The sequence below is a fragment of the Aurantiacibacter sediminis genome (genome assembly GCF_016019885.1).
GTDB lineage: Bacteria > Pseudomonadota > Alphaproteobacteria > Sphingomonadales > Sphingomonadaceae > Alteraurantiacibacter > Alteraurantiacibacter sediminis.
Map to the genome: position 1 here is coordinate 621609 of NZ_JAEANY010000002.1, position 25670 is coordinate 647278.

The following is a 25670-nucleotide window of genomic DNA, read 5'->3' on the forward strand; positions in this document are numbered from 1 at the left end:
CGCGCTGCCGCGCGGATGGTTCACTCACATCGCGGCGTGCCGTGCTTCCAGCGCGTCCCAAATCATCCCGGCGGTGTCGGTATTGTTGAATTTGTCGATGGCGACGATGCCGGTGGGAGAGGTCACGTTGATCTCGGTCAACCATTCGCCACCGATTACGTCTATGCCGACGAAAGTCAGTCCGCGGCGTTTCAGGTCGGGTCCCATTGCATCGCAAATTTCCCATTCGCGCGGAGTAAGTTCGGTCGCTTCGGCTGAGCCGCCTTGTGCAAGGTTCGAGCGGAATTCGCCCTCGCCCGGCTTGCGATTGATCGCGCCCGCCACCACGCCATCAACCAGCACGATACGCTTGTCGCCTTTGGACACGCCGGGAAGGAAAGGCTGGACCATATGCGGCTCCGGCCAGGTCTGGTTGAACACTTCGAATAGCGCGGACATGTTAGTGCCATCAGAATCGATCTTGAAAATCGCCTTGCCGCCATTGCCGTGCAGCGGCTTCACCACCACCGCGCCGTGTTTCTTCTGGAAGTCGCGCACATCGTCGAGCATGCGAGTAATTAACGTCGGCGGCATGAACTGCGCGTAATCGAGCACATACATTTTCTCAGGCGCATTGATCACTTCGCGCGGATCATTGCTGACGAGCGTCTTGCCCTTCAACCGATCCAGCAGCAGCGCGGCGCTGATGTAGCCGAGGTGAAACGGCGGATCCTGCCGCATCAGGATTACATCAATATCTTCGGCCAGATCGAGCTTGGTGCGCTCGCCGGCGTCGAAGTGGTTTCCCTCAACCCGCTGGACGGTGACCGGCCGCGCCCAGGCGCAGACCTTGCCATCCTCCCAGCTCAGTGTCTTGACGTCATATTCCCAAAGCGAATGGCCGCGCGCCTGCGCTGCGAGCATCAGCGCGAAGCTGGAATCCCCGGCGATATTGATGCTTTCGAGCGGGTCCATCTGGACGGCGACGCGTAATGACATGCGGGTTCCTCAGGGTTGCCAGGCATTCACGATGTGGCGCGGCATGGAGCCGGGTGCAAGCAGGATTACATCCACCCTGATGTCTTCGCCTTCCGTCGCGTAATTGTGTGCCACGGCTTCCACTGCGGCGGCAACGCGCGAAAGGCGGTATTCGTCGATTGCATGGTCAAGGTCGGCTTTCTTCGAGCGCCATTTGACTTCGATAAAGGCCACTATTCCGGCGCGTTTGGCGATGAGGTCGATCTCGCCCGCAGGAGTGCGCACGCGCTTGCCCATAATGCGCCAACCTTTGAGTTGTAGCCACGCTGCCGCCCTGCCCTCGCCTTGCCTGCCGCGCTTCTCTGCCAGCTGGCGTTTCACTGGCCCTTCAACTCCATCGCCCGGGCGTAAAGCGCCTTGCGATCCTGCCCCGTGGCCTTGGCGACTTGCGCCACGGCTTTCGAAGCCTTTTCGGTCTGGAGCAAATCGCGAAGCATTGCGTCGACATCCACCGCGTCCATGCTCTGCTCAATGGGAGGACCAATCAATAGGACGATTTCGCCCTTGGGTGGGTGATCCGTGTAATACTGCGCCAGTTCGGCGGCGCTGCCGGTGCGGCATTCCTCGTAAAGCTTGGTCAATTCGCGCGCGACCGCGACTTCACGATTGGGAAAGAGGCTCGCAATCGCGGAAAGACTTTTTACGAGGCGTGGTGCGGTCTCGAAGAAAATCAGCGTCGTCCGGACGGCGCCAAGCTCTTCCAGAAGCTCTCGGCGTGCCTTTTCCTTGGGCGGCAAGAAGCCTGCAAACATGAAGCGATCATTGGGAAGTCCCGATAGCGCCAGGGCAGTCAACGGAGCATTCGCGCCGGGCAGCACCGTAATCGGCACGCGAGCCTCTTTCGCGTCGTTCACCAGCCGATAGCCCGGATCGGAGACGAGCGGCATACCCGCATCGCTCACCAGCGCCACAGCGCGGTCCCGCATCGACGCGACCAGTCTTGCGCGATCATTCGGGGCGGAGTGATCGTCATAGCGCCAAAGCGGCTTGGAGATGCCCAGATGGCGGATCAGTTTCTGCGTTACCCGCGTATCTTCACAGGCGATCCCGTCACACCTCGCCAGCGTCTCGCTTGCGCGCACAGTGATATCGCCGAGATTGCCAATCGGGGTGGCAACGATATAGAGGCCGGGTGAAAGAGGGTCGGTGGCTTCGGTCACGCGTGCATCCTTGGACCAGGTTCAATGGAGACAGCAAGCATGTTCGGTAAATTCAAGCGTCTGCTTACGATAGGAATGGGCGCGATCGCGCTTTCGGCGTGCGCGGTTATTCCGGATGGCGACCGCGGTGTCATCGATCGTGCGCCCCCTGTTGCGGACTCAGCGCCTGCTGCTGCGCCCAGTGCCGATGTGCTGCCGCAGGATCTGGAACGGCATCGTGTTGCCCTCCTCGTGCCGCTGAGCGGAACGAACGCACAGGTCGGCCAGTCGATCGCCAATGCGACCACCATGGCCCTGCTCGACACGGGTGCCGAGAATTTGCGCATCACCACTTACGATACGGGCAGTGACGCCGGCGAAGCGGCGCGGCGCGCGATTGCCGACGGCAACCGTCTGATCCTCGGCCCGCTGGTGCGCAACAACGTCGGCAACGTTTTGCAGCCTGCGCGAGACGCCGATGTGCCGCTGATCACCTTCTCAAATGATGCGACCGTCGCCCGCAACGATGTGTTTGTAATGGGCCACGTGCCCGAGCAATCGATTGAGCGGACTATCAATTTCGCTATCGATCAGGGTGCGCGCAATTTCGCCGCGCTTGCTCCGCGAGGCGATTATGGCAATCGCACGCTTGCTGCGCTTGAGAGGATCGTGGGCGAACGGGGCGGCAATGTAGTTGCGATCGAGCGCTATGATCGGTCAAATACCTCCATCCTCAGCGCGGCTGACCGGCTGTCGACCGCTGGCGGTTTCGACACCATACTGATCGCCGACAGCGCGCGCATGTCCGCCATGGCTGCTCCGCGCCTGAAAGAAGCGGGCGACGATCTGCCCTCGCTCGTAGGGACCGAGCTGTGGAGCGATGAAGCCGGCTTGACCCGCGTGCCCGAACTGCGCGGAGCATGGTTCTCCGCCGTTTCCAATGACCGGTACGAACGTTTCGCCGAAAGCTATGAAAGCCGTTTCGGTGACGAGCCCTTCCGCATTGCATCGCTCGGCTACGATGCAGTCCTACTCACTTTGCGCCTGACCCGCGACTGGCGGCCGGGGCGTGACCTGCCTGACGGTTTGCTGACCGATAGCGAAGGATTCCTTGGCCTCGATGGTCCGATCCGCTTCATGAGCAATGGCGTGGGCGAACGCGCTTTCGAGGTGCGGCAGGTCGGCAACGGTGTGTTCACCGTGGTCGATGCTGCGCCATCGGGGTTCTAAACCAGCACTAGCGCCGGATAAGTCGATTATCACCGCTTGAAGCGGAGGAATCCGTGCGCCTATAGCTGACAGTATGAGCGACGATCTTTTTGACGGACCGGCCCCTTCTGGTGGCGACTACGATTCATCCTCGATTGAGGTGCTGGAAGGGCTTGAGCCTGTCCGCCGCCGCCCCGGCATGTATATCGGCGGGACGGATGATCGCGCGCTCCATCACCTGGCTGCCGAGGTGCTCGACAATGCGATGGATGAAGCGGTCGCGGGCCACGCCAATCGCATCGAGATGTATCTGGAAGAAGGCAACCGCCTGACCATCACCGACAATGGTCGCGGCATCCCGATTGACGAGCACCCGAAGTTTCCCGGCAAGTCGACGCTCGAAGTGATCCTGACGACGCTGCATTCCGGCGGCAAGTTCTCGGGCAAGGCCTACGCGACCTCGGGCGGTCTGCACGGTGTGGGTGTCAGCGTGGTGAACGCGCTTTCCAGCCTCACGCGCGTGGAAGTGGCGCGGAACAAGGAAGTCTACGCGCAGGAATTCTCCAAAGGACAGCCGCAGGGGAAAATCACCAAAGTCGGAGATACGCCCAATCGCCGCGGCACCAGCGTTACCTTTATTCCCGACACCGAAATTTTCGGCGATCGGGCCTTCAAGCCTGCGCGGCTGTTCAAGCTCGCTCGTTCCAAAGCATATCTGTTCGCAGGCGTGGAAATTCGCTGGAAGTGCGCGGCGTCGCTCGCGAGCGAAGACGTGCCAGCCGAGGCGACTTTTCAGTTCCCTGGCGGCCTTGCCGATCACCTCAAAGAACAGGTCGGCAACCGCGAATGCGTCACCGCAGAATTTTTCAGCGGCAATCAGGATTTCCCCGAAAGCGACGGCACTTCGCAAGGCCGTGTCGAATGGGCGATCGCATGGCCGCTCTGGTCCGATGGATCGACGAGCTGGTATTGCAACACTGTGCCTACCCCCGATGGCGGTACGCATGAAGCAGGCCTCCGAGCAGCGCTCACCAAAGGCCTGCGCGCTTTCGGCGAACTGACCGGCGTGAAGAAGGCGAGCAGCCTGACTGCAGATGATGTGATGACCGGCGCGGAGATCATGCTCAGCGTTTTCATCCGCGATCCGCAATTCCAGAGCCAGACGAAGGATCGCCTGACGTCTCCCGAAGCAGCGCGGCTTGTAGAGAACGCCGTGCGCGATCACTTCGACCAGTACCTCACCGACAATATGGAGCGCGGCAAGGCGCTGCTCGGTTCGGTCATGGAGCGCATGGAAGAGCGGCTCAAGCGCAAGCAAGAGCGCGAGATCAAGCGCAAGACCGCGACCAATTCGAAGAAGCTGCGCCTTCCCGGCAAGCTGACGGATTGTTCGGGCGATGGTGAAGGCGAGACCGAGCTGTTCATCGTAGAAGGCGATTCCGCGGGCGGCTCTGCCAAACAGGCGCGCAATCGCAAGACGCAGGCGATCCTGCCGATCCGCGGCAAGATCCTCAACGTTGCCAGCGCAAGTGCGGACAAGATCCGCGCCAACAGCGAAATCGCCGATCTGGCGCTCGCTTTGGGATGCGGAATGCGCAAGGATTGCGATCCGGAAAACCTGCGCTACGACCGCATCGTCATCATGACCGATGCCGACGTCGACGGCGCGCATATCGCCACCCTGCTGATGACGTTCTTCTTCCAGGAAATGCCGGAGTTGGTGCGTCGCGGCCACCTATACCTCGCCCAGCCCCCGCTTTACCGCCTCACAGCTGGCAAGGAGAGCCTTTACGCCCGCGATGACGAACACCGCGCAGAGATTGAGGCGAATGAATTTAAAGGCAAAAAGGTTGAAGTCGGCCGGTTCAAGGGCCTCGGTGAAATGAACCCCGGCCAACTTCGCGAAACGACGATGGACCCGGCCACCCGCAGCCTGATCCGCATCACCCTGCCCGATCAGCACGAGCAACGCTTTGCGGTAAAAGAACTGGTCGACCAGTTAATGGGCCGCAACCCCGAACACCGCTTCAATTTCATCCAAAACCGCGCCGGCGAAGTGGATCCCGAGATGATCGACGCGTGACGGCTGAACAGGGCCGGAGGTCAGGACAAACCCGCTTTACCGCCGTTCGCGCCCGGCTCGAAGCGTTCGAGCCCTCGGCCGGGCCGACGAGCTGGTTTTACGAATTCTTTCTGTTTGGCTTCAAGCAAGCGTGGGCGTGCCTGTTCGGCGGTTTGATGCTCGCGCTGCTGATGGCGACGCACCTGTTCTATCCTGACGATGCCGCGCTGCATCGGTATGATTTTCTTACTCTCGCGGCGCTCGCCATCCAGATCGCGATGCTCGTGTTCCGGCTCGAGACTTGGGACGAGGCCAAGGTCATTCTTGCCTTTCACGTGGTCGGTACGGTGATGGAGATCTTCAAGACCGCTGTCGGATCGTGGGTCTATCCCGAAGAGGCGTTTTTGCGGATCGGCGGCGTGCCCCTTTTCTCCGGCTTCATGTATGCCGCTGTCGGCAGCTATATCGCGCGGGTCTGGCGGATTTTTGATTTCCGCTACACGCACTATCCCAGCAAATGGCTGAGCTGGCTGACCGCCATCGCGATCTATCTGAACTTCTTCGCACATCATTACCTGCCGGATGTGCGCTATTTCCTTTTCGGCGCGATTACCCTGCTGTTCTGGCGAACGCGTGTCTATTTCACGCCGTGGAGAACGCCCCGCTGGATGCCGCTCCTCATCGGTTGGCTGCTGGTCGCGCTCTTCATCTGGTTCGCGGAAAATATCGCGACTTTCGCGAATGCCTGGGCCTATCCCGATCAGGAAGAAGGGTGGCAGATGGTATCGCTCGCCAAGCTCGGCTCTTGGTATCTCTTGATGTACATTTCCTTCGTGCTGGTGGCCGTAGTCGCTCGCCCGCAAGAACCCGATTCATAAACGAAGCGTTTACCAAGAAAGACTATCCCTCTCTGCGTCGAGACGTGGAAGGGATCGAAAATGGCATCAAGGCCAATAGATGACGCTGCCGAAAATCAGGTTTCCGCAAATGCGACTCTCGCCCAATTGTCCGATCCCAAACGTGCAATCGCCTCGCCCTGGGCAGATGCCCTGCTTTTGTGGGGAGCGCCCCTCGCGGTACTCGCGCTTTTGGCAGTTTGGCTCAAAGGCACTGAGTTCGCACTCGGCGCCAGTTCGAGCGAAGTTACTGTTTACGCATTCTTTTTCGCGACGCTGATCACTTATGGCCATCTCGTGGCGGTGGTGCCGCGGGCCTATCTCAACCAGGATGTGTTCTCGGCCAACCGCTTTCGGCTGACAGTGGTTCCAGTGGTTTTGTTAACCGCCCTCGCGATTTCGCCGACCGTGTTTATCATCGCCGGGGTCGTAGCGTTTTTCTGGGATGTTCATCACAGCGCAATGCAGACCTTCGGCATTGCACGAATTTACGATTTCAAGGCCGGCAATGGTTCGAACTATCTTCGGCGGACCGACCTGCTGCTGAATTGGCTGCTCTATGTCGGTCCGATTTTTGTCGGCGCATCATTCCTAATTCACGCGAACCAATTCTCCGGCCTGTCGGAAACTCCGCTCGCCGTGCTGGCGACAGCGCCGGGATATCTGGAGACAGGACATGGCCCGCTTCGCAATATCGCGCTGTCGACTTGGGCCATCGGCATTGTCTGGGCAACGGTGAATTACAGCCGCGCCAAAGATGCTGGCTATAGCATTCCTCCGCAGAAAGTCGGCCTCATCGCGAGCACCGGAGTGGTGACCTTTCTTGCATGGGGCTTCCTTCCGCCGCTCATCGCTTTTGCGACGATCAATATTCACCATGCCGTGCAGTATTACGTCATCGTTTGGGTGCAGGAAGGAAAGCGGATTACCGCTTTCACGCGCCTTTCTACCCGTGCGGCATTTGCAGTGTTCCTGCTGTTTACGGCTTTTGTCGCCCTCGGTTATAATTTTGCCGGCAAGATAGATTCGCGCCTCGCGCTCGTGCCTTTCCTCGCCTGCTCGCTGCTACATTTCTGGTATGACGGCTTCGTCTGGTCGGTGCGCAAAAAGTCGGTCTGAGGCGACATAGCGATATCATGCACCGACATTGACCGCGAAGAGACTTGTCCGCACAATTGCTGCGCAAACTGTCTGACCGCGGAGAAATCGATGCCACGCCTAATACTTGCAGCAGCTGCCGCTCTCGCTCTCATTCCCTCGGCTACGAGCGCACAGGAAGAGGCGACGCTAGGAAACCCTGCAGCCACTGCTGTTGAGACCCGCGCGCAAGACCTCGTCCCGGCTATGCGCGCGGACATCGCATATGAGGAGGTTTTCGCTGACGTCTTCCGCAACTCCATTTCCGAAGACCAATTCCTTGCCATCCGAACCCAGCTGGAAAGCCAGTTCGGGCAATTGGTGGGCCTCGAATCGGTCACACCGGTTTCGGAAACCAATGCTGAGCTGGTTTTCCGATTTGAGGACGCGCTGGCGAATGGGTTGGTGTCGGTCCAGGCTGAAGCTCCTCACCTGGTTACCGGCTTTCGGCTGACAGATTTCCAGCCGCTTGATGACAGTCCGGAAGGATTGCTCGCGGACCTAGAGGCGCTGCCCGGTGAGGCAAGCCTACTCATCACACGGCTAGGCGCGGAGACACCGCTGCTGGCGTATAATGCGAATAGCCAATTGGCCTTAGGCTCGACTTTCAAGCTCTACGTTCTTTCAGCTCTCACGCAGGCAATCGCGGCGGGGAATCTTGCTTGGGACGATGTCATCGAGCTCGACCAGAGCAGCTATCCCAGCGGGCAGATGCAGGATTGGCCGAGCGGCTCTCCCGTCACTCTGCATACGCTCGCCGTTCTGATGATCTCGATCAGCGACAACACGGCGACCGATCAACTGATTGAGGTCCTAGGCCGCGAAGCCATCGAGGCAGAAGTCGCTGCGTCAGGCCATGACCGCCCTGAACTCAATTCGCCCTTCATGACGACGCGCGAATTGTTCGTGCTGAAATCGGGCGGGGACGAGGAACTTGCTGCCTATCGCGCGATGAACGTCGACGAGCGACGCGACGCGTTGAACGCCCTCACCAACGTGGACCGCGACACAAATGACATCATGGCCGCTTTCTCGGGCGGACCAAATGCCATCGATATAGAATGGTTCGCTTCCAGCAACGATATCGCCGCTCTGTTCGAGCGTATTCGCGATGCCGGAGAGGAAACCGCTTTGGGGGTGATGGCCGTCAATCCCTCGCTTAGCTCTAATACGCAGGATGATTGGCGGTATGCCGGATTCAAGGGCGGATCCGAGCCAGGTGTGCTCAATTTCAGCTGGCTTTTGCAGGATCAGGCTGGCGAGTGGTGGACGATTACCATGGGCTGGAATAATCCCGATGCTGAAGTCGACATGCAGCAATTCGAACTGCTCTCGGCGCGGGCTGTCGCGCTCGCTGCGGACTTTTAGGGTTTGGTCGCGCCGAGATAAAGCCAATCGCCTTTGCCGATTGCCTGACCCAGCACTGCTACAGGAGCAAACAGAGCGGCGTATGCCAGCATCTTCGGGCTTTGTTTCCAACTGTCCAGCGTGCCGAAATTATAGCTGAGATCGATGGAGGTATGCCGCGCGCCTTCGACGGTGAAGCCAGCCTTCTCCACCATTGCGGCCAGGGTTTTTTGCGAAAACTGGAATAGGTGATGCGGGGGTTCGGGATGCGGCCAATAATCGAGCTTCTTCGCCAGGGGATAGGAGGCGCGCGGGAAAAGCCCGTCAATATCCGGCGTGGAAAGCAGCAACAGACCTCCGGGCTTTAACAGCCGATGCAGCGCTTTCAGCTCGCCCAGCGGATCGGGTAAATGCTCGATCACATCGAACAGCGTGATGATGTCGAAACTGGCATCGGCGAAACCTGCATCGCGCCAATCGCCCTGATGCACTGGCAGACTGAAATGCTTGCGAGCAAATGCGGCAGTCTCAGGTGAAAGCTCCGCGCCCATGCAGACCATCCCGAAAGAGCGCGCTTCGCCCAGGAAGATGCCCGAAGAACAGCCTATATCCAGCAGCAGAAGGCCCGAAGGATCGGGCCGGAAGTGCCGCAACATCTGCATGTGCTGATGCGCCGTTTTGCGCTGGCGTTGATACTCGTCAGAGCCGGAATCGAGAAGCTGATCGTGATAGCTGGACTTGGCGGTGTAGATCGCCTTGATCCCCTCCGCATCGGGCGGATTAGCGATATAGGCGAGCCCGCAATTCGTGCAGCGAACGAGCCGGAAGTCTTTTTTTGTGAACAGATGCTCGCACGTGGTGAAGCCGCACATATTGCACGCGACATCGGCACTTGTTGCCGTCGTAAGGATGGGCTCGGGTTCCATTGCCAATCGATTAGCAGCATTTGGGCAATAACGGGTTAACCGCTGCGGTGAGGCGCCAGCTTTCGTTTCCGCCCGATTTTTGGTAAGTCGTGGGTAAGAGGAGAGACGATATGAAAGCCAGTGTTTCGATAGCTGCCGTTCTTGTGTCTGCGCCGTTTCTGATTGCGAATCAGGATGTTCCGGAGCTTTCTTCTGAGTCCGATCCCGAAGATGTGGTCATATTTGTCGATCCGCCGCTCGATCTTTTCGGCGTACAGAATTGCCGCGACACCATCCGCCATGCACGTGCGGAAAGGGATCTGCCATTGCTGGAACGTGACACGGTTGAGCCGAATGAAGCGATACTGTTTTTGGCAGTCCATCACGATGTCGATGGCTGCGATGTCTTGCTTACCAGAGATGGCGAGATACGCCCGCTGCCGCAAATCGACGAGTCCGGCCCGCTTCTTCATCCCGCTCAATAGAGCAACAGCTCGGCGATTTCCTCTCGCCATTGCGCTTCATCACGCGCTGCCATTTCGCCGAGATCTGCGGGGTTTGCCGCGCTGTCCTCTACCCATTCGCGAAGTCCCGGTCCGCCATTGATAACATCGATGGCGAGGACATTGTCGGTGTATTCGTATTTGAAATCCGTGCCGCGCCAGATCGGATAATCGGGATAAAGTGAGCGGATCGCCTTGAAGGCGAGCGCCTGCAAGCGCCAGGGACGAAACGCGTCGTGGTCGTAATGCGCTCCCTCGGCATGGATCATCAAAGCATTGCACAACTCGCCTTGGTGTTTGTGGAACGTCGGTTCGAAGAAGCATTCGCGCAGGGCGCAACCGGCCAGCCAGTCTGGCGCCATCCTTTGCATTTCAGTAAGCACAGCTTTAGCATCGATATCCGGAGCGCCGAAAAGCACTTCCAACGGTCGGGTGGTGCCTCGCCCTTCGCTTAGCGTTGCGCCTTCGAGCATCACCGTTCCAGCATAGGCGCGCGCCATGTTCACGTTGGCGGCATTTGGGCTGGGATTGATCCAGATGCGGCTATTCGGCCAGCCATGCCCCGGCCCCTCAGGGAGCCAGTGGTGCATGGTGACGACTTTGTAGTCCACGTCGAGGCCAAAGTGGCGGATGAACCAGAGGCCCATCTCGCCCAGCGTCAGGCCGTGGCGCATCGGCATGGGCGCGGCGCCAACAAAGCTTTCGTGGCCGGGTAACAGCAGCGTGCCCTCCACCGGCCTGCCCGCGGGATTGGGCCGGTCGAGCACCCACACGCTTTTGCCTTGTTTCGCCGCTTCTTCGAGCAGGTAGAGCAGCGTGGTGACGAAGGTGTAGATGCGGCAGCCAAGATCCTGCAGGTCGAACAGGAAAACATCCGCGCTCGACATCATATGCTCGGTCGGCCGACGCACCTCGCCGTAGAGGCTAAAAACGGGGATGCCGTAGTGTGGATCGGTCTCATCCGCCGTCTCGACCATGTTATCCTGCTTGTCGCCTTTCAGCCCGTGCTGCGGGCCGAAAGCACTCGTCACATTGATTCCCGCCGCAATCAGCGCGTCGAGACTGTGGGTCAGGTCGGCCGTGACCGATGCGGGGTGCGCGACAAGCGCGACGCGCTTGCCCTTTAGCGGTTCTTGCAGCTCTGGCTCGGCGAGGAGCCGGTCAATTCCGAATTTCATGCAGCGCGGGTTCGCGCAAGACAGGCCGCAAAGCAAGCAGGATCGTGAAAATCGGGCTCAGCCTTGGGGTGGTTGAGCGCCCAGTAGCTTTTTACGCCGCCCTCTTCTTCGAGCACTGCCGCAAGGCCTATCGCGCAAGGAGCCTCGGGCATTTGAGAGCGTGGAAGCGAGGCGTCGAAGATCGCGATCGATTGGCCCGTGCGCATCGTGCAATCTGGCTCTCGCGCGAATTCGCGCTGGCTCATGCCGTCGCGATAATCGGCAAAATCATAGGCTGCCCAGCGTTCCGATGGCGAGAGATTGAACTCCGAATAGCCCGGCGTTCCGTCCTTCGGCATCATGAAAAGCTCAAAACAAGTGGTCTGCCAGAGGTTGTCCGCCCGGCCCTTCCCGGCAAAAGACGGAACGACCAATTTGTCCGGCCCGTCGATACGCCAGCGCACTCGCATCCACGCGTCGGTCAGAGACAATACCCGCGCCTCGACGCGGCGAATGGCAAGTGGTGGGTGAGCGGCATGATAAGCCAGTTCATGCGTTTGCAAGCAGAGTTCCCCGTGCTACGCGCCCCCGGTCCAACAATATAAAGCGCCACATCCCCCGAAATGACGACTTACGATTCCGATCTGCTGCAATTGCTCAATGAGCGCGGACATGTCCATCAGGTGACTGACTCTGCGGGATTAGATGCCCTCGCCGCGCGACAAACCGTGACGGGATACGTGGGTTTCGACCCTACGGCCCCTTCCCTGCACATCGGCAATCTTGCCTCGATCATGCTGCTGCGCCGGGTCCAGCAAGCCGGGCATCGCCCGATCGTGATTATGGGCGGTGGTACGGCCAAGGTCGGTGATCCCAGCGGCAAGGACGAAACGCGCCAGATGCTGACCGAGGACGTGCTGTCGGCCAACATCGCATCGATCAAGAGCAGCTTTGAAAAGATGCTGCGCTTCGATGATAGCGAGACCGGCGCGCTTCTGATCAATAATGACGATTGGCTGAGCGAGCTGGGGTATATCGAGCTACTGCGCGATGTCGGATCGCATTTCACCATCAATCGCATGCTCACATTCGACTCGGTCAAGCTGCGGCTCGATCGCGAACAGCCACTGACTTTTCTCGAATTCAACTACATGATCATGCAGGCGTATGACTTCATGAAGCTTTCGCGCGATTATGGTTGCCAGCTGCAGCTCGGCGGAAGTGACCAGTGGGGCAATATAGTCAACGGCATCGAACTGACGCGCCGCATGGATGGCAAGGAAGTGTTCGGTGTCACGGCGCCGCTGATTACCCGTGCGGACGGGCAAAAGATGGGCAAGTCGGTATCCGGTGCAATCTGGCTCAACGAAGATCAGCTGCCCGCCTATGATTTCTGGCAGTACTGGCGGAATACGGACGACCGCGACGTCGGCCGCTTCCTGAAGCTGTTTACCGATTTGCCGCTCGACGAAATCGCGCGACTGAAAGCGCTCGAGGGCAATGAGATCAACACCGCAAAAGCCATATTGGCAGATGAGGTGACCAAGCTTGTACGCGGTGAAGAGGCGGCCAAATCGGCTCGCGCCACGGCGGAGCAAACTTTTGCCGGCGGCGGCATGGGCGAAGACCTGCCTACGCTCGACATTCCTGCCGAGGGCATGCGCGTAGGTGCAGTATTGACCGCGCTCGGCTTCACTGCATCGAACGGCGAAGCCAAGCGCAAGATCGCCGAAGGTGCTGTAAAGATTGACGGAGAGACCGTCTCCGATCCCGGCTTCCTCATCGAAATAGCCGATGGCGACGAAGCGCGTCTCAGCCTGGGCAAGAAAAAGCACGCTGCACTTCGCAAAACCTGATTTTACAAAAAATCCACCATTTGCTGGCAGATGGTCCTTCTAACGTAATAAACAGGAAGGGCTGCAGCTTATGGCTGGTGGTGCACAATTGTCAGTCACCGATATGCGGCGCGCATCGCGGCATCCGGTAGACTACTCGGTTATCGCCGAACATCTGCTCCACGGTGACGTGAAGTTGCACGTTTCCAATATCTCTGCCCACGGCTTCATGATCGATGAGATCGTGAATATCGCGCGCGGAGATCGCCTGATTATCCGCCTACCCGCTGTTGGCCGGATTGAAGCCTATTGCATCTGGATCACCGATGACCGTGCGGGCTTCCAGTTCGAGCGGATTATCCGCCTCGATGATTTCCAATCGATGATTTCAGAAATGCAGCCAAATCCCGCCCTGCGTCGGCGCGGATAAGCTTTACTCACCTAAATCCAAGCTAGCTTGGCAAGCGCCGCATGCGCTGCCATGGCGCTGTGTGTGAGCGAACCCACCCACCCATTTCACATCGCCAATTTCCGCGCCTATGTGATTTCGCGTTTCGCGAAGATGCTGGCGCAGTATGCGATGCTGCTGATTATCGGGTGGCAAACATATAATCTCGCGCGCGATGGCGGGATGAGCGTGGGCGAGGCCTCGGGTCAGCTCGCGCTGGTCGGGCTCCTGCAATTCCTTCCGCTTTTCATCCTGACCCCATTCACCGGGCTTGCGGCAGACCTGTTCGACAGGCGCAATCTCGCGCGGTTGACTCTCCTCGGCCAGATCGCCTGTGCTGGCGTACTTGCCGCCGCGACGTGGCAGGACGCAATGTCGCTCCCGCTGCTTTTCGGGGTCGCGATCGTGCTCGGCGTCGTGCGCGCCTTTGCTGGCCCTGCTTATTCAGCACTCGCGCCTAATCTCGTCCCGCCAAAGCTGTTGCCTCAAGCGATCGCGCTGTCTTCCATTGCCTGGCAAACTGGCAGCATCGTCGGGCCTGCGATGGGTGGGTATCTGTACGTCGTGGCTCCTGCCCTGCCCTATGTGGTTGCGGCGGCGTTGTTTGGGGTCGCCCTCATCGGGATCACCGCGATCAAAGACCTGCCACCGCGCAAGCCTCGTTCAAAAGAGGCGCCCATCAAGCAGATCCGCGACGGGCTCATTTATGTGCGCGACAACAAGATGGTGCTGAGCACGATTACGCTGGATCTCTTCGCCGTTTTCCTCGCCGGAGCAACCGCGCTTTTCCCCGTCTTTGCCCGCGACATTCTGCAAGTCGGCGCGACAGGCCTCAGCCAGCTGGCGATGGCACCCGCGGTCGGCGCAGCGGCCACTGCTTTGCTCTTCAGCTTCCGGCCATTGAAGAGCAATGTCGGCCCGATGATGCTGATCGCCGTCGCCGTTTTCGGCCTGGCGACCATCGGCTTTGCGTTTTCCCGATCCATGGTGCTGAGCTTAGCCCTGCTGTTCGTCGTCGGCGCGGCGGACATGTTCAGCGTGTATATCCGGCAGTCACTGATCCAGCTCCACACGCCTGATGAGAAGCGCGGACGCGTATCGTCGGTCTCTCAGCTGACTATCAGCGCGAGCAATGAATTCGGCGACTTCTTCTCAGGCAGTCTCGCGTTTCTGATTGGACCAGTCGCGGCAGTTGCACTTGGCGGTGTGGGCGCAGTCATCACCGTCGGCCTCTGGACCGTTTTGTTCCCGGTTTTGCGGACGACACGGACCTTCGAGCCGCCTGAAGAGTTGCAAGAGCACGAACACACCCAATCTCTTATCCAAGAGAAAAAAGACACCAAGCCCGGCACAGAAGGGACCTGACCCATGAAGTTCGACAGCATTTTGCATTCCATCGGCAACACGCCGCATATTCGCCTTTCGCGCCTGTTTCCTGATCACGAAGTCTGGATCAAAAGTGAGCGCGCCAATCCCGGCGGATCGATCAAGGATCGGATTGCGCTGGCGATGGTGGAAGACGCTGAAAATTCGGGCGCGCTGAAGCCTGGTGGGACCATTGTGGAGCCTACCAGCGGCAATACCGGCATCGGTCTGGCGATGGTCGCTGCGGTCAAAGGCTACAAGCTCATCCTCGTCATGCCCGAAAGCATGAGCCTTGAGCGTCGCCGCCTGATGCTGGCTTATGGTGCTGAATTCGACCTTACGCCCAAGGAAAAGGGCATGAAAGGCGCGATTGAACGCGCACAGGAATTGGTCCAGCAAACCGAGAACGCGTGGATGCCGCAGCAATTCGAAAATGACTCCAACCCGGCCATCCACGCCCGTACGACCGCACAGGAAATCATCAATGACTTCAAGGACACGCCGATCGACGTGATGATTACGGGCGTTGGCACCGGCGGCCATCTGACAGGCTGCGCGGAGGAGATGAAGAAAGTCTGGCCGAATTGCCGCGCTTATGGCGTTGAGCCTGAACTCTCCCCGGTGATTTCCGGCGGCCAACCCGGGCCCCACCCGATCCAAGGCATCGGTGCTGGCTTTATTCCGGGGAATCTCCACACCCAGTCGATCGATGGGGCAATCGCTGTCGATGCCGAAGAGGCAAAGGAAATGGGCAGGCGCTGCGCGGCGGAAGAAGGCATGCTCATCGGCATCAGCTCCGGCGCAACGCTGGCGGCTATCGCCAAGAAGCTACCTGAGCTGGATGCAGGCACCCGCGTGCTCGGCTTCAACTACGATACGGGTGAGCGTTATCTTTCGGTGCCGGACTTCCTGCCGACCGAATAGGACTCACTCCGCCAAGGGTTTCAGCGTGTCGCCATCGAGCTCGCGGTAGAAGCAGCTGCGCGCTCCGGTGTGACATGTTGGGCCAGCGGGGACCACTTTCAGCACCACCGCGTCCTGATCGCAATCGATCAAAACCTGCTCGACTTTCAGGACGTTGCCCGATGTCTCGCCCTTCTTCCAAAGCTTGTCGCGGCTGCGCGAATGGAAATGCGCCTCTCCACTTTCTCGCGTGGCTGCGAGCGCTTCTTCATCCATGAATGCGACCATCAGCACTTCGCCGCTCCGCGAATCCTGCACGACTGCGCTTATCAGACCCGACTGATCGAACTTGGGCATCAACCGCGTGCCGTGCTCGCGCTCATGATTGTGGCTAGAAATGTTAGTGGCCTTTCGCATCTGCAAAACCGGTTGCAATCAATATACCGGTTTGTTGCACGATAATCACAATTGTGTGCCGAAATCTATCGCGCTGTGAGTTCGTGGTTTGCTTTTGAACCTTTCAATGAAATGAACGCGTCATCCGGCCGGACGAGCCGGCTTTCATTCCGGTCAAGGGATGGGAGGTTTCGGAACCGCGCAAGCGGGTCGAATCATGAGGGTTTGGAGCTGCCGCACTCACTGGGGGGTGGTGCGAGGTTCCAGCGATATCGTCACGCGAACGCCCGGGATTAACCTCCCGGGCGTTTTGCTTTTGCGCAGCCTTAACGGTCACAGCGCTTCATCCAGCACGCGGGAGAAACAGGCGATCTTGACGCGCTTTGCCCCCGCTCGCCTCAAAACTGATACACACGCATTCGTGGTTTCTCCGCTGGTGAGTACGTCGTCTACGAGCAGCACATTCGCGCCTTTGAGCAGGTCCGTCCGCTTCGGATGCGGCGATATCGCCCCCTGCAAAGCACGCGCGCGCTCCCTTTTGCCCAAGCCGCCTAGGCTGGGTGTGGGTTTCGTGCGCACCAGACCGTCGACCACCAGTTCGACGTTCTCGGCTTTTGCTAATTCGCGGGCCAGCAGAGCAGACTGATTGAAACCGCGGCTCCACAATCGTAACCGGTGAAGCGGAACCGGGACCGCAAGCCACTCGCCTTCGAGCCCTGCCAACCGTGCCCGAATCATCCCGGCGAGCATTGGCGCGAGAGCGATTTTGCGACCGTGCTTGAAGCTCAACACCAGCTTCCGCGAGGTATCGTTGTAGATCGTGCCCGTAGCGATGCCGTCATGCTTTGGCGGGTCTTGCATGCAAGCGGCACAGGTCATTCCCTCATGCGTGTCGTCACCAAGAGGGCGCTGGCAGGATGTGCAGCTTGGCTCTCTCGGAAGAGCGAGGGTTTCCCAGCAGGACAGACAGAGGCCGCTCTGCTCGCCCAGCCCATCTCCGCAAAGCGGGCAGCGCGGTGGATAAACCAGGTCCACCAATGGCGCGAAAGCTTCGGAGATCGTTCGGGAAAGCGACATTGGGACTATGCTGCATGGGAGCGCGACTGTAGGCAAGCGGCATGTCGACCGTGCCGCCACAGATCTTCAGCAAGCCCCGCAAATTCGCGCGCACCAAGCGCGCAGACATCATGCTGAAGCGCTGCGAGAGTGCGCTGTTCCTGCTTGAACACATGGCGGAGGACGTTCACGAACGGCTCGGGTTCGTCCGCTTTGAAGGGACTGAGGTGCTTCTTGAAGGCTTTGGCAGCCATCTGCTGGAAGAAGCGAGCTGGGAGCGTTCGATGAGCTTTGCGCGCACCGGATGGCAGGACTTCGACAAGCCAGTCGACCAGATGTCAGGGTCTTTCGATCTGGTCGCCAGCATCAACAGTCTCGACACCGTCAATGACCTGCCCGGCGCTCTGATCCAGATGCGTGAGCTTCTGAAGCCCGGCGGCATGGCGGTCGCCTGCTTCATCGGCGGGATGAGCTTGCCGAAGCTGCGCCGCGCCATGCTGGCAGCTGAGCCGGACAAGCCTGCAGCGCGCATGCATCCGCTGATCGATCCGCGTTCGTGCCCGCAGCTGCTCTCGCGCGCCGGTTGGGCCGATCCGGTGGTCGACAGCTACCAGCTCACCGTTCGATATTCCGCCATGCGCACGCTGGTGCAGGACCTGCGCGGTATGGCGATGACCGGTGTCCTCGCTTCAAACCCGCCTCCCTTAAGCCGAGCCGGTGCTAAGCGCGCAGCAGAGGCCTTTGCCGCCATGGCGGATGACGATGGCAAGGTGAGCGAGACGTTTGAGATCGTCACGCTAACCGGGCGAAGGTCAATGGCTGCGTTTTAGCGCCGCCTGCGCCGCTGCCAGCCTCGCGATGGGCACGCGGTAGGGCGAGGCGCTGACGTAATCGAGCCCGACTTCCTCGCAGAAGCCGATGCTTTCGGGATCGCCGCCGTGTTCGCCGCAAATGCCGAGCTTGATGTCGCCGCGCGTTGAGAGGCCGCGCTCGACCGCGAGTTCTACCAGCTGCCCCACGCCGTCCACATCAAGGCTGACGAAGGGATCGCGGCTGTAGATGCCCTTGTCGACATACTCGCCGAGGAACCGCGATGCGTCATCGCGGCTCACACCCAGCGCGGTCTGCGTCAGATCGTTGGTGCCGAAGCTGAAGAAGCGCGCTTCCTCGGCAATCTCGCCCGCCATCAAAGCGGCACGCGGCAGTTCGATCATGGTTCCGACGAGGTAATCGAGCGTTGTGCCCTTTTCGGCGAACACCTCCTCAGCCACCCGGTCCACCAGAGCGCGCAGGATCGCCAGCTCGCGCTTGGTCGCAACAAGCGGGATCATCACTTCTGGCACGACGGGCTCCCCGCCCTCGCCCGTGACTTCGCACGCGGCCTCGAAGATGGCGCGCGCCTGCATCTCGTAGATCTCGGGGAAGGTGATGCCGAGGCGGCAGCCGCGATGGCCGAGCATCGGGTTGAATTCGTGCAGCTCGCTCGCGCGGCGCTTGAGGTGATCGACCCCCACGCCAAGATCGTCGGACAGCGCTTCGAACTCTTCATCGCGCGTCGGCATGAACTCATGCAGCGGCGGATCGAGCAGGCGGATCGTGCATGGCAAGCCGGCCATGGTGCGGAAGATCTCGGCAAAGTCGCCGCGCTGTTCGGGCAACAGCCGTTCAAGGGCGGCGCGGCGTCCGGCTTCGTCATCGGCCAGGATCATGGCGCGCACGGCGCTGATCCGGCCAGCATCGAAGAACATGTGTTCGGTGCGGCACAGGCCAATGCCTTCCGCACCAAAGCCGCGTGCAGTCCTGCAGTCGGCAGGCGTTTCGGCGTTCGTGCGCACATTCATGCGGCGGTGCTTGTCCGCCCATTCCATCAGCACGCCGAAGTCGCCGGCCAGTTCGGGCTCGATCGTGGGCACTTCGCCCGCCATCACTTCGCCAGACGCACCGTCCAAGGTGATGACATCGCCCTCGGTCAGCTCGCGGTCGCCAATGCGCAGGGTGCGCTCAGCCAAGTTGATCGAAACGCCCGAGGCACCGGAGACGCAGGGCCGGCCCATGCCGCGAGCCACCACGGCCGCGTGTGACGTCATGCCGCCGCGCGCGGTCAGGATGCCCTTCGCCGCATGCATGCCGTGAATGTCTTCCGGGCTGGTTTCGACGCGAACGAGAACCACCGCCTCTTCGCGCTTCGCCCATTCCTCGGCCGTATCCGCGTCGAGCACGATCTTGCCCGAAGCCGCGCCGGGAGACGCCGGAAGTCCGCGCGTCAGCACATCGCGCCGCGCATCGGGATCGAGTGTCGGGTGCAGCAGCTGGTCGAGCGCCATCGGGTCGACGCGCAGGATCGCAGTCTCTTCGTCAATCAGGCCCTCGCCCACCATGTCCACAGCCATCTTCAAAGCGGCCTTGGCAGTGCGCTTGCCCGAACGGGTCTGCAGCATCCACAGCTTGCCCTGCTGCACGGTGAACTCGATGTCCTGCATGTCCTTGTAATGGCTTTCAAGCAGGTCGAACACGCGGGCGAGTTCGCCAAAGGCATCGGGCATGGCCTCTTCCATGCTCGGCTTTTCGGCGCCGGCGTTTTCACGCGCGGCCTTGGTCAGGTATTGCGGCGTGCGGATGCCGGCGACCACGTCCTCGCCCTGCGCATTCACCAGCCACTCGCCGTAATAGGCGCGCTCACCGGTGGAGGGATCGCGGGTGAAGGCGACGCCGGTTGCGCTGCTATCGCCCATATTGCCGAACACCATGGCCTGAACATTGACGGCAGTGCCCCATTCGGCGGGAATGGAGTTGAGGCGGCGGTAGACCTTCGCCCGGTCGCTGTCCCAGCTGTCAAACACAGCCGCGATGGCGCCCCAGAGCTGCTCGTTCACATCCTGCGGGAACGGCTTGCCCAGCTCGCGCTCGACAATGTCCTTGAACTCGGTGACGAGCCCTTCCCAATCGTCTGCCTCCAGCTCCGTATCGCTGAAGTAGCCGCGATCTTCCTTGGCGATCTCCAGCGCTTCCTCAAACAGGCCGTGATCGAGGCCGAGCACAACGTCCGAGTACATCTGGATGAAGCGGCGATAGCTGTCCCAGGCGAAACGCTTGTCCCCACTGGTCGCGGCGAGGCCCTGCACCGTCTCATCGTTGAGGCCCAGGTTGAGGACGGTGTCCATCATGCCCGGCATGGAAACCCGCGCGCCCGAGCGGACCGAAACGAGCAGCGGGTCACCTGCATCGCCGAAGCGCTTGCCGACCGTTTGTTCGACATGGGTCAGTGCCTCGGCCACATCGCTGCGGAGCGTGTCGCTGAAGTCCTCGCCTTCATTGAGGTAGCGCACCGATTCCTCGGTGGTGATGGTGAAACCGGGAGGGACCGGCAGGCCGATGCTCGCCATCTCGGCAAGGTTCGCGCCCTTGCCCCCGGTTACGGTCTTGTCCTTCTGCCTCTCGTCTTCGTGAGGTGCGTTGCCGCCGAATGTGTAGACCGTTTGCATTGATGACCTGTCCCTTTGGTGGAACACAGATCAGGTTTGTAAGCATGCGCCCGATCTGCTTCAAATTATTGTTGTCACAGCATTATATGGCGAGAACCCATAGGAAATGCGTGGACTTTGCGAATTAGCTCTCGATCTTCGAGAAGTCGGCGACATTGTGCACTGCAGCACGGAAACGCGCAAGCAGCCCGAGGCGAGACTTTCGTTTGACCTCGTCCTCATCATTCACCGTCACCTCCTCGAAAAACGCATCGATGGGCGCGCGCAAGGAGGCAAGAGCAGACATGGCCGCGGCAAAGTCTTCCTCGGCGATGGCCATCTCGGCCTGCGGTTCCGCCGTCTTGAGCGCGTCGATCAACGCCTTTTCGGCAGGCTCGGGCATGTAGGAAAGAGCGGAGACTTGCGCGGCATAGACCCCGCGCATCTCGGGGTCGTCGACATTCTCGAGCGGGTCTTCATCGCCGGTAAGCGCAAGATCGTCATTCCGGCGAAGGCCGGAATCCATACCCGCATCAGCGCTCCCATCAGACTGGACCCCGGCCTGCGCCGGGGTGACGGGGTAATTTTCCTTCCTGAGGATATTCGCAGCGCGCTTGTACCCGGCGAGTAGGTTTGTGCCGTTGTCGGTTTCGACGAAGGCCTGGAGCGCATGCACACGGGCGAGCAGGCGAACGAGATCGTCCTCCTCGCCGAGCGCGAATACGGCGTCGATCAGGTCGTGGCGGACGCCCGCTTCGCGTTGCTGGACTTTGAGGCGGTCGGCGAAGAAGTCTAGGCTGGTCGATGCGAAATCATTAAATAGAACTAGCTCTGTTCTATGAACCCGGTTCAGACTGTCGAGCCAAAGATAGCCATCGGATTCACTGTGGACGTCGAGATCGATGAGCCACAACTTCTTGCAGGCAGGAGGTGGTGACAACGGATCGCCTTCCCAGACAGGGGAGTGATTGAGGTACTTCGTGCGCGAGCCATCGTCGGATAAAAAGTCTTCCCAACCGAAAACGAACGCTGAGTATCGATCTTCCGATGCCCAGCTGGCGATCAAATCTAAATAATAGGATTGGATCAATCCGCCCAACCTAATCCGAAGGTTGTTCTCTTGGATTAGCGCTAGTGTTCCCAGGGACGCTCTGCGTAGAGCAAACGGGTCTTTCGATCCGGTGGGTCTTTCACCAATCGCGAAAAATCCGAACAGCGTATCCAGCTTATCTGCCAGCGACACCGCAACCGTCACCGGAGCAGTCGGCACATCATCGCCCTGCCCCACGGGCTTGTAGTGATCGCGGATCGCGTCGGCGACTTCGTCCGGCAGGCCCTCGGCGCGGGCGTAATAGCCGCCCATCAGGCCTTGCAACTCGGGGAATTCGCCGACCATTTCGGTGACGAGATCGGCCTTGGCGAGACGCGCGGCCTGTTCCGCGAGATCGGCCAAACTCCCCTCCCGCTCGCGGGAGGGGTTGGGGGTGGGCATGGGCGCATCAGCGCCCACCCCGCTGCGGCTAGGCTCCTGCGTCGCCAAGTCTCGCTCCCCTCCCGCAGGCGGGAAGGGCTGGTCAGCGACAATCCCCTCTTCAACCAGCCAGCGCGCTAGCTTCGCCACACGCTCAACCTTATCGGCAACCGTGCCGAGCTTTTCGTGGAAGGTAATCCGCTTCAGACCCTCGGCGTGCTCCTCCAGCGTCTTCTTCCGATCCACATCCCAGAAGAACCGCGCATCGCTCAGCCGGGCAGCGAGCACCTTGCGGTTGCCATCGACCACCACTGCCGGGTCGGCGGCTTCGATATTGGCGGTGCAGATGAAGGCGTTGGCGAGTTTGCCGTCCTTGCTCTCGCACACAAAATATTTCTGGTTCACGCGCGCGGTGAGCTGGATTGTTTCGGGAGGTACTTCGAGGAAATCATCCTCGAACCGGCCGAGCAGCGGCACGGGCCATTCGGTGAGGCCGGCGTTTTCGATGACGAGACCTTCATCCTCGACCAGCGTCAGGCCTGCTTCGGAAGCGACCTGCTGCGCACCGTCGCGGATCAGCGTCGCACGCTCTTCGTGATCGACGATCACGTGTGCGGCGCGCAGTTTCATCGCGTAATCGTCGGCATTGCCAATGGTGATATCGCCTGAATGATGGAAGCGATGGCCCAGCGTCACCGCGCCGCTCGTCACACCATGCACTTCGCATTCAACCACTTCGTCACCCAGCAGCGCGACGATGCCAGACAGCGGGCGCACCCAGCGCAGGCTTTCTGTGGTTCGTGAAGCCTCGCCCCAGCGCATCGACTTGGGCCAGGAAAAATCGCGGATGATCGCGGGGATCGCGGCGGCGAGCAGCTCGCCCATCCTTTTGCCCGGGACATTCTTCACCGCAAAATAGGTCTCGCGGCCCTTTACGTCGCGCACGTCGAGATCGTCGCGCGTCACGCCGTTCTTGCGGCAGAAGCCGTCCACTGCCTGATCGGGTGCGCCGACGGGCGGGCCCTTGGCCTCTTCGCTGACGGCTTCGGTCGCTTCCGGCAGGTCGCGCGCAATCAGAGCGAGGCGGCGCGGAGTGGACCAAACGGTAAGATCACCCACGGACACGCCAGCGGCATCCATCTCACGGCGGAAGAGCTTTTCCAGTTCGCTGCGGGCACCGGCCTGCATGCGAGCGGGGATTTCTTCGGAGCGGAGTTCGAGGAGGAAATTAGACATGCGCCACTCCTCTCGTCATCCCAGCGAAAGCTGGGATCTGGTCGTGGCTTGGCGCTAGCGCGGTAGAGATCCCAGCTTTCGCTGGGATGACGGATTGGGTGGTAATCATAGCGACCACTCCGGGAATTTCTGTTGCCATTTCGGGGTCATCAGCTCGGCATATTTCTCGCAGGAGCCGCGGGCGAGGTCACGGACGCGGGCCATGTAGCTGGCGCGTTCCTGCACGCTGATGACGCCGCGCGCCTGCAGCAGGTTGAACAAATGGCTCGCTTCTACCGCCTGCTCGTAAGCGGCGATGGGCACATCGTTGTCGAGCGCGTTGCGGCACTCGGCCTCGGCCTTGTTGAACAGGTCGAACAGAGCATCGGTCTCGGCGACTTCGAAGTTCCACTTCGACATCTGCTTTTCGTTTTCGAGGAAGACTTCGCCGTAGGAGACGCCCTGCCCGTTGAAGTCCAAGTCAAACACATTGTCGACGCCCTGGATATACATGGCGAGGCGCTCCAGCCCGTAGGTAAGCTCGCCTGCGACAGGTTTGCAGTCGAAGCCGCCCATCTGCTGGAAATAGGTGAACTGGGTGACTTCCATCCCGTCGCACCAGACTTCCCAGCCGAGGCCCCACGCGCCAAGCGTCGGGCTTTCCCAATCGTCCTCTACAAAACGGATGTCGTGCTTGAGCGGATCGATACCGATCACTTCGAGGCTTCTGAGATACAGCTCCTGAATGTCCGGCGGGCTCGGCTTCAGGATGACCTGATACTGGTAATAATGCTGCAGTCGGTTGGGGTTCTCGCCATAGCGGCCATCGGTCGGGCGGCGGCAGGGCTGTACGAATGCGGCGTTCCACGGCTCCGGCCCCAACGCGCGCAGCGTAGTCGCGGTGTGGAATGTGCCAGCGCCCATGCGCATGTCATAGGGCTGCAGGATGAGGCAGCCATTGGCGCTCCAGAAATCATGAAGCGCAAGGATCATATCCTGGAAAGATTTTTGCGGATTTCGAGCCGTGTTTTGGGTCATTTCGCAGGCGCAATGGCTCAACCCTCGCGCGGGGTCAATGCCGCCCGTGCTGTCGGCCATCGGAACTGCTTGACACTGCGAGCTTTTGGCCTCTCAAATAGGCCGCATGACCGGCAAAATCCTTCGCACCGCCTTCCTCGCTCCCCTCGCCTTCCTCGCCGCCCAGCCGGTGTCCGCGCAAGTCGGCGCGAGCGACCTGGCGGAGGACTATCGCTTCAATCAGGATTATGCGCCCGATCCGGCGATCTGGGCGATCCGCGATGAAGACACGACGATCTACATGCTCGGCACCATCCACGCCCTGCCCCGCGGTTTTCGCTGGCGCAGCCCGCTGATCAACCAGATCATCGAAGAGTCGGATGTGCTGGTGCTGGAAGACAGCGAATACGCGCCAAATCCCGACGCGCTCAATGTCGATGTGAAAATCACCGGGCGCACCGATCGCCGCAGGCCGACTTCGGCCCAACTGACGCCAGAGGCGCGGCCGCATTGGCGTGATCTGATCGGCCGCACGGTACTGCCATTCGAAGTGATGGATTCGATGCCCGTCATGCTGGCGCTGCTGACGCTGGGCTCGACCGGCGACACAGACGAGCGGGGCGTTTCCTATACCGAGTTCGGCGTGGAGCCGGCGCTGGAGCGCGAATTCCTCTCCCGCCAGCGCCCGATCGAGACGATCGAGGATTCAGGCGAAGTCATGTATAGCCTGCTGCGCCTGGACAATGCGGAGGTCATGGCCGATCTCTCGCGCATGCTGGTCGAGTGGTCTGGCAAGGAAACAGGCTATTTCTACTCCGCAGACTGGGAAGAGCGCGTTGGCGACGAATATTGGGCGGCAGAGCACGCCTGGGCGCGCGGGGAGGTCGCGGAAGAGTTCAGCATCGGCATCGGAAACGGGCTGATAGGCCAATCGATCGATGCGATGCTGCTCGACAGGCGCAATACGGAATGGGCGCAGTGGCTGCAGGAACGGCTTGAAGAGCCGGGCACCACGCTTGTCGCTGTCGGCGCCGGCCATTTCGAAGGCGATGTGTCGGTGCTGGTGAAGCTGGCCGAACGCGGCATCGACTATGAACGCGTGAATTGATGCGCGCTTTCGCGTCCTGCCTT

Annotated in this window: 23 protein-coding genes and 1 pseudogene; 11 read left to right on the forward strand and 13 right to left on the reverse strand. The window is 60.2% G+C overall.

What is annotated here, in order from left to right; translation table 11 throughout:
- Positions 1-24: 24 nt before the first annotated feature.
- From gshB to rsmI, 3 genes are read right to left on the reverse strand one after another with little or no spacing between them, the layout of a single operon-like run.
- Complete coding sequence (gshB, locus tag I5L03_RS08575; protein ID WP_197921319.1) at positions 25-978, reverse strand: glutathione synthase; 954 nt, start codon at positions 976-978, stop codon at positions 25-27.
- A gap of 9 nt (positions 979-987) precedes the next feature.
- A complete protein-coding gene (locus I5L03_RS08580) occupies positions 988-1338 on the reverse strand; it encodes a YraN family protein (RefSeq protein ID WP_197921320.1) in 351 nt (116 codons plus the stop codon).
- Positions 1335-2177, reverse strand: a complete 843-nt coding sequence (gene rsmI, locus I5L03_RS08585) for a 16S rRNA (cytidine(1402)-2'-O)-methyltransferase (protein WP_197921321.1) — start codon at positions 2175-2177, stop codon at positions 1335-1337. Before rsmI ends, I5L03_RS08580 begins: the two co-directional genes overlap by 4 nt.
- A 39-nt stretch (positions 2178-2216) precedes the next feature.
- On the opposite strand from rsmI, the gene I5L03_RS08590 reads away from it, so the two are divergent.
- The 5 genes from I5L03_RS08590 (at position 2217) to I5L03_RS08610 (ending at position 8828) form a co-directional block, all read left to right on the forward strand.
- A complete protein-coding gene (locus I5L03_RS08590) occupies positions 2217-3386 on the forward strand; it encodes a penicillin-binding protein activator (RefSeq protein WP_197921322.1) in 1170 nt (389 codons plus the stop codon).
- Between the two features lie 73 nt (positions 3387-3459).
- The gene (parE, locus tag I5L03_RS08595) at positions 3460-5448 is read left to right on the forward strand and encodes a DNA topoisomerase IV subunit B (RefSeq protein ID WP_197921323.1); all 1989 of its coding nucleotides are present in this window, start codon (positions 3460-3462) and stop codon (positions 5446-5448) included.
- Positions 5445-6305, forward strand: a complete 861-nt coding sequence (locus I5L03_RS08600) for a DUF817 domain-containing protein (RefSeq protein WP_197921324.1) — start codon at positions 5445-5447, stop codon at positions 6303-6305. The genes parE and I5L03_RS08600 overlap by 4 nt, the downstream gene beginning before the upstream one ends.
- A gap of 60 nt (positions 6306-6365) precedes the next feature.
- On the forward strand, positions 6366-7442 hold the full coding sequence (locus I5L03_RS08605; RefSeq protein WP_197921325.1) for a hypothetical protein: 1077 nt from the start codon (positions 6366-6368) through the stop codon (positions 7440-7442).
- Between the two features lie 90 nt (positions 7443-7532).
- Positions 7533-8828: a serine hydrolase gene (locus I5L03_RS08610; protein ID WP_197921326.1), complete on the forward strand. Its 1296-nt coding sequence runs from the start codon at positions 7533-7535 to the stop codon at positions 8826-8828.
- Here the strand turns inward: I5L03_RS08610 and I5L03_RS08615 are convergent.
- Genes I5L03_RS08615 through I5L03_RS08630 form a run of 4 tightly spaced genes read right to left on the reverse strand, consistent with a single transcriptional unit; the run spans position 8825 to position 11935 of the window.
- Positions 8825-9733, reverse strand: a complete 909-nt coding sequence (locus I5L03_RS08615) for a class I SAM-dependent methyltransferase (RefSeq protein ID WP_197921327.1) — start codon at positions 9731-9733, stop codon at positions 8825-8827. The genes I5L03_RS08610 and I5L03_RS08615 overlap by 4 nt on opposite strands.
- A 35-nt stretch (positions 9734-9768) precedes the next feature.
- On the reverse strand, positions 9769-10194 hold the full coding sequence (locus I5L03_RS08620) for a hypothetical protein (RefSeq protein ID WP_234035149.1): 426 nt from the start codon (positions 10192-10194) through the stop codon (positions 9769-9771).
- Complete coding sequence (locus I5L03_RS08625) at positions 10191-11393, reverse strand: exo-beta-N-acetylmuramidase NamZ family protein (protein WP_197921329.1); 1203 nt, start codon at positions 11391-11393, stop codon at positions 10191-10193. Before I5L03_RS08625 ends, I5L03_RS08620 begins: the two co-directional genes overlap by 4 nt.
- Complete coding sequence (locus tag I5L03_RS08630) at positions 11390-11935, reverse strand: DOMON-like domain-containing protein (RefSeq protein ID WP_197921330.1); 546 nt, start codon at positions 11933-11935, stop codon at positions 11390-11392. The genes I5L03_RS08625 and I5L03_RS08630 overlap by 4 nt, the downstream gene beginning before the upstream one ends.
- Positions 11936-11995: 60 nt before the next feature.
- Between I5L03_RS08630 and tyrS the strand changes: the two genes are divergently transcribed.
- The 4 genes from tyrS (at position 11996) to cysK (ending at position 15944) form a co-directional block, all read left to right on the forward strand.
- Complete coding sequence (gene tyrS, locus I5L03_RS08635; RefSeq protein WP_197921331.1) at positions 11996-13228, forward strand: tyrosine--tRNA ligase; 1233 nt, start codon at positions 11996-11998, stop codon at positions 13226-13228.
- A gap of 70 nt (positions 13229-13298) precedes the next feature.
- Positions 13299-13637: a PilZ domain-containing protein gene (locus I5L03_RS08640; RefSeq protein WP_197921332.1), complete on the forward strand. Its 339-nt coding sequence runs from the start codon at positions 13299-13301 to the stop codon at positions 13635-13637.
- A gap of 51 nt (positions 13638-13688) precedes the next feature.
- Positions 13689-15020, forward strand: a complete 1332-nt coding sequence (locus tag I5L03_RS08645) for an MFS transporter (RefSeq protein WP_234035150.1) — start codon at positions 13689-13691, stop codon at positions 15018-15020.
- 3 nt (positions 15021-15023) lie between these two features.
- On the forward strand, positions 15024-15944 hold the full coding sequence (gene cysK, locus I5L03_RS08650) for a cysteine synthase A (protein ID WP_197921333.1): 921 nt from the start codon (positions 15024-15026) through the stop codon (positions 15942-15944).
- Between the two features lie 3 nt (positions 15945-15947).
- Here the strand turns inward: cysK and hisI are convergent, their stop codons facing one another.
- The 3 genes and pseudogenes from hisI to I5L03_RS13590 all read right to left on the reverse strand — a co-directional run.
- Positions 15948-16340 carry a phosphoribosyl-AMP cyclohydrolase gene (gene hisI, locus I5L03_RS08655; protein WP_197921334.1) on the reverse strand — a complete coding sequence of 131 codons (393 nt, stop codon included), beginning with the start codon at positions 16338-16340 and terminating at the stop codon, positions 15948-15950.
- 312 nt (positions 16341-16652) lie between these two features.
- A complete protein-coding gene (locus I5L03_RS08660) occupies positions 16653-17180 on the reverse strand; it encodes a ComF family protein (RefSeq protein ID WP_325100151.1) in 528 nt (175 codons plus the stop codon).
- A 9-nt stretch (positions 17181-17189) separates the two neighbouring features.
- Positions 17190-17396, reverse strand: a pseudogene (locus I5L03_RS13590) (double zinc ribbon domain-containing protein); the annotation flags it as partial.
- A 50-nt stretch (positions 17397-17446) separates the two neighbouring features.
- On the opposite strand from I5L03_RS13590, the gene I5L03_RS08665 reads away from it, so the two are divergent.
- The gene (locus I5L03_RS08665) at positions 17447-18205 is read left to right on the forward strand and encodes a methyltransferase domain-containing protein (protein WP_197921336.1); all 759 of its coding nucleotides are present in this window, start codon (positions 17447-17449) and stop codon (positions 18203-18205) included.
- Here the strand turns inward: I5L03_RS08665 and ppdK are convergent.
- The 3 genes from ppdK to I5L03_RS08680 form a co-directional block, all read right to left on the reverse strand.
- Entirely contained in the window at positions 18188-20857 is a 2670-nt protein-coding gene (gene ppdK, locus I5L03_RS08670) for a pyruvate, phosphate dikinase (RefSeq protein WP_197921337.1), read from the reverse strand. The two genes, I5L03_RS08665 and ppdK, sit on opposite strands and share 18 nt — an antisense overlap.
- Positions 20858-20981: 124 nt before the next feature.
- Positions 20982-23543, reverse strand: coding sequence for a glycine--tRNA ligase subunit beta (glyS, locus tag I5L03_RS08675; protein WP_197921338.1), 2562 nt, complete (start codon positions 23541-23543; stop codon positions 20982-20984).
- Positions 23544-23648: 105 nt separating this feature from the next.
- On the reverse strand, positions 23649-24515 hold the full coding sequence (locus I5L03_RS08680) for a glycine--tRNA ligase subunit alpha (protein ID WP_234035151.1): 867 nt from the start codon (positions 24513-24515) through the stop codon (positions 23649-23651).
- Between the two features lie 151 nt (positions 24516-24666).
- Here I5L03_RS08680 and I5L03_RS08685 point away from each other — a divergent pair, with 151 nt between their 5' ends.
- Positions 24667-25647, forward strand: coding sequence for a TraB/GumN family protein (locus I5L03_RS08685; RefSeq protein ID WP_197921340.1), 981 nt, complete (start codon positions 24667-24669; stop codon positions 25645-25647).
- Positions 25648-25670 lie beyond the last annotated feature (23 nt).